The 4,418-nt window shown below is 44.4% G+C and carries 3 protein-coding genes; 1 reads left to right on the top strand and 2 read right to left on the bottom strand.

Annotation, left to right across the window (positions count from 1 at the left end; all coding sequences use genetic code 11):
- On the bottom strand, window positions 1-371 hold a 371-nt coding region (locus QVA83_RS19155; RefSeq protein WP_287498821.1), incomplete at its 3' end, for a DEAD/DEAH box helicase.
- 305 nt (window positions 372-676) lie between these two features.
- On the opposite strand from QVA83_RS19155, the gene prsT reads away from it, so the two are divergent.
- Window positions 677-3,451 carry an XrtA/PEP-CTERM system TPR-repeat protein PrsT gene (prsT, locus tag QVA83_RS19150; RefSeq protein WP_156077870.1) on the top strand — a complete coding sequence of 925 codons (2,775 nt, stop codon included), beginning with the start codon at window positions 677-679 and terminating at the stop codon, window positions 3,449-3,451.
- Window positions 3,452-3,563: 112 nt separating this feature from the next.
- Here prsT and QVA83_RS19145 read toward each other — a convergent pair.
- On the bottom strand, window positions 3,564-4,418 hold an 855-nt coding region (locus QVA83_RS19145; protein WP_156077871.1), incomplete at its 5' end, for an ion transporter.

Below are 4,418 nucleotides of genomic sequence, written 5' to 3'. Positions count from 1 at the left end.
TTAAGCTGGCGAATTTGGTTGTCGTACGACTGACCGCCGTATACTGGAAGTACTTTAATTTTTTGACTAAAGCTCGCATAAACCTGAAACGCCTCTGCAACCTGAATAGCTAGTTCACGGGTTGGGGCCAATACCAGTAATTGCGGCTTACGTTCTTCAGGATCGATATTTGCCAACATGGGCAGGGCAAACGCAGCGGTTTTTCCTGTCCCTGTCTGTGCCTGACCGAGTAGATCGTGCCCTTCAAGTAAAAGAGGAATACTCTCAGCTTGAATAGGAGACGGTTTCTCGTAGCCAACTTTTTCAAGGGCTTGTAAGATAGGTTCTGGTAAATTGAGGTCTTTAAATGTCATGTCGACAGTTGTGGTCATTAAGGATCCTGGTGCATTAAGTAAGGAGGGTGCGGCATACGATTAAACCGTACTTTTTCGGTTTATTATCGCAAGACGCTATACAGCGATGAACTGGCCTTTCGGGCGAGTTTATGAAGCGTATTCGTAGCGTATTTCGCGATATGCTTGCCAGCAGTGTTGCAAAAAAACATATTATATTCGAATAATGGCAAGGTTGCCACGAAATTGCACAGTTTAGATGAAATAATAGACAGTAAACCATGCGCTATTTTCAATGTGTAGCGATGTGACAATAAAAAGTTGAGGTAGGGCAAGGAATTACAATGACAAAAATGAAACCCAATACATTACTTAAACGCACAACGTTAGCGGTAATGCTGACCAGCGCGCTTTTATCTGGATGTAGTGAAAAATCAGTGGAAAGCCATTTGGCAGATGCAAGGAACTACGCCTCTTCTCAACAAATCGACGCCGCCATTGTTGAATATAAAAACGCCATTCAAAAAGCGCCCGATGCCGCAGCACCGCGCTTCGAACTTGGCAAGCTGTACTTGCAGCAAAGTAATTTTTCAGCTGCTGAAAAAGAACTCAACAAGGCAATGGAACTTGGGCATCCTGTTAGCCAAGTCATTCCTCTATTGTCGGTCGCTTACCAACAGTCAGGCGCAGAAAATGCGCTGGCCGAAGTAGATTATCGCGCAGAAGGGATGTCAGCAGTTGAATCAGCCGAGGTGGGTTTTTATAAGCTACAGGCTTTAATGCAGCTAGGTAAAAACGAAGAAGCTCAAACGCTACTGGCTGATTTATCAACCCTAGATACGAGCTCAGTCTATAAAGGCCTTATTGACAGTTATGCCTTTGTTTTAGACAACGACATGGATGGAGCGCTAGCCGCCACCGAGAAGCTGCGAGAACAAGCCCCCACCAATAAAGACGTGCTACAACAGTTAGCAAAAATTTATCTTCAAAAAGGTGAGCCGAGTAAAGCTGCCGAAGTCTACGGCGTGTATGTGAGTCAGTATCCTGACGACGTAACCAGCAAATTTGCCTATGCAGCGCTACTGATTGAAATAAGAGAGCTCGACAAAGCAGAACCTATTGTAGATGACTTGTTGACCTTAAATGAAAACCATCCGCTGCTTAATACCTTTAAAGGCATCATTGAGTCGGCCAACGAAAATTATGCTAAGGCCCTCGAACACTTGGAAATTGCCGTTCAAAATGGAAGAAGTGATCAGGTCGTGCGTTTGGTTGCGGGCTTCAGTGCATATCAAATTCAAGACTTTGAAGCGGCACAGCGTCACCTGACAATGGTGGCTTCTAGTCTTCCTGATAATCACCCTGGTCTTCGTATGCTGGCAGACAGCATGCTGCAGCTCGGTGAAAATGATGAAGCGCTTGAAGTATTAGCGAGGGTAGAAGGCGAGCAAGGTATTGATGCCGCACTATTCTCTAAGGCAAGTTATCAGCTTTTAAAAGACGGTAACGTAGTCGGTGCACAGCAAATGGTGGCAAAGTCTGAAGCGGTGAGTACCACAGCAGAAGATTTATCTCGCTTAGGTGTTTTGCAGTTATCATTAAATGATATTGATGGCTTAGTTAATCTTGAACAAGCCGTAGAGCAGTCGCCAGAGTCTGTGACGTCACAAGCCACATTACTTCGCGCCTACATTGCTACTAGTCAGCTTGAAAAAGCAAAAAGCGCGGCGAAAGAGTGGCATGAAAAGTCACCTGAAACTGCAGCGCCGCTTATTTATTTAGGGAATATTGCGACGGCAGAGGGAGCCTACCAAGAGGCCGCCCAATATCTAGATAAAGCTAGCGAGCTAGAAGGTGCAAAGAATGAGGTGTTTTACTCTCGCGCTAAATTACTGGTAGCCGAAGGTAAAAAAGATAACGCGATTTCCTTTGTTCGCGCCTTTATTGATAAGAACCCCGCCGATGTACAGGCGCTAGCGCTATGGTTTGCCCTCGCAACGGAAAAGGGGAACGCACAGGACGTTATCAAGCATACTCAAACACAGTTCAACACCAATAAAACAAATCTGAACTTAAGACTTCTTCTTGCAAGAATGTACTCGTTAAACAGTCAGCTTGATAAAACGGTTTCGCTTTTGTCAGATGTAGAAGGTAATGAAGCGTCGCCACAAGCGTTTTGGAACTTAAAGGGTCAAGCGCTTATCGCCACCAACAACGTAGAAGACGCGACAGCGTTTTTTGATCGTTGGCTATCGTTTTACCCGCAAGATAAAAATGCGGTATTGGGTAAGTTGTTGATTGTCGACTCTCAAAAGCAATTTGATCAGGGGCTGACGTTAACCAATAAGGTGTTGGCTAAACGTCCAGATGCACAGTTAACCTTATTGAAAGCTTACTTTCACAGTCGACTTGGGCAGGCTAAACCTGCATGGGAAATCATTAATAGCACGGCCGATGATGTTAAGGCTCTGCCTTTCGTTAGAGGCGTAATAGCGCGCTTACATCTTATCGATAAAGCGCCTGAGCAAGCTGTAGAGCATGCCAAAGCCGCCTATGACGCTACGCCTAACTCAGATAACGCTTTGTTGTTGATTGCGGCGCTTGAGATGTCGGGTAAAAAAGCTCAGGCATTTACGTTTCTTGAAAAACACGTTCAGGCGCACAGTAACGACATTCCAAGTGCAATGCTGTTAGCAGAGCGTCAAATCGGCAAAGACAGAGCTGCAGCCATTAAAACCTATGAGCAGGTGCTAACTAAAACACCGGATAACTTTGTTGTCTTAAACAACTTAGCGTATTTGACGTTTGAAGACAAAAACCTTACTCGAGCTGAAGAACTCGCTAAAAAAGCCGTATCACTGCAACGTGAGAACGCTGACGCAGTAGATACGCTAGCGCAAATTTATGTTGCTAAAGGTGATAAAGCCGCTGCCCTCAAACTGTACGAAGAAGTTTCTGCACGTCCTATTGCGAACGACGATGTGTATTTAAATCACGTGAGTGTGTTGCTTGAACTCGATAAAAAAGCGCTTGCCTCGCGCAAGCTAGCAAGTCGAGAGTTTAAGTCTGAAGCTGCAAAACAAAGGGCTGAGTCGCTTAAGCAGCAGTACGGGATTTAGGCTCGTATAGCTTATTATGCCTTAGCTTTAATCTAAACCTTCCATTTGCGAGAAACTAAAAAGGCCACATCACTGTGGCCTTTTTCAATTGCGCTATTCGGATAGAACGCACTTAGCTGGTTTTGTTTACCGTGCTATTTTGATTATTAGCGGCAAGCTGTGCCTTTAGCTCTCGTAGTTCTTTCATTACATCTTGAAGGGTTGGCTCTACGTTTCCTTGTGCAATTTGCTCTTCAAGTAAAGCGGCTTCTTTTTCTGCTCGTGCTTTTTCGTTTTCTCTTTCCATCACGTTCACCACGATCCCAATCACCATGTTCAAGAACGCGAACGCAGTAAAGAAAATAAAGGTAAGGTAGAAAATCCAGCTTAGCGAGTAAACCTCCTGAGTCTCGTACATTACATCGGTCCAATCTTCGAATGTCATAATTCTAAAGAGCGTTAGCATCGAGATAGTGATATCGCCCCACAGCACGGGATTGATGGTTTCGAATAAAGTACTGCCTATAGCTGCGTAAATGTAGAAAATGATAAACATCAACAGCATGACATATGCTAATTGGGGCAGTGCTTTAACCAAAGAAACTAATAAGATCCTGAGCTCGGGAATGATCGAAATCATACGCAATACGCGGAACACACGCACCAAACGGGCGATAAGTGCCAGTTCGGTATCGTCTGCCGGAATGAGACTAATAACCACAATCAGTGTGTCAAACCAGTTCCAAAAGCTCTTGAAAAAGTAGCGTTTACGTTTTTCAGCCAAAAATCGTATGGTGATCTCTGTCAGGAAGAATGCACTGATAAACCAATCTAAGAATAACGTGATGGATGACATGCCTGCTGGCAATTCATAGGTTTTGGCACCTACGAGAAGCGCTGAAATAACGATAACGCTAATTACAAAGGCTTCGAACCATTTATTGGCTCGAATGCGCTCAAATTTATTTTGAAGTTCAGAGGCTTGCAT

Origin of the sequence: Alteromonas sp. AO-Serp, assembly GCF_017849675.1 — a bacterium.
Taxonomy (GTDB): domain Bacteria; phylum Pseudomonadota; class Gammaproteobacteria; order Enterobacterales; family Alteromonadaceae; genus Alteromonas; species Alteromonas macleodii.
Note: the sequence above shows the minus strand (reverse complement) of the source record. Positions and strands in the feature narration are given on the sequence as shown.

Bases quoted from the DNA above. Each gene is read 5' to 3' on its own strand.
- prsT (WP_156077870.1), top strand. From the start codon at position 677: ATGACAAAAATGAAACCCAATACATTACTTAAACGCACAACGTTAGCG.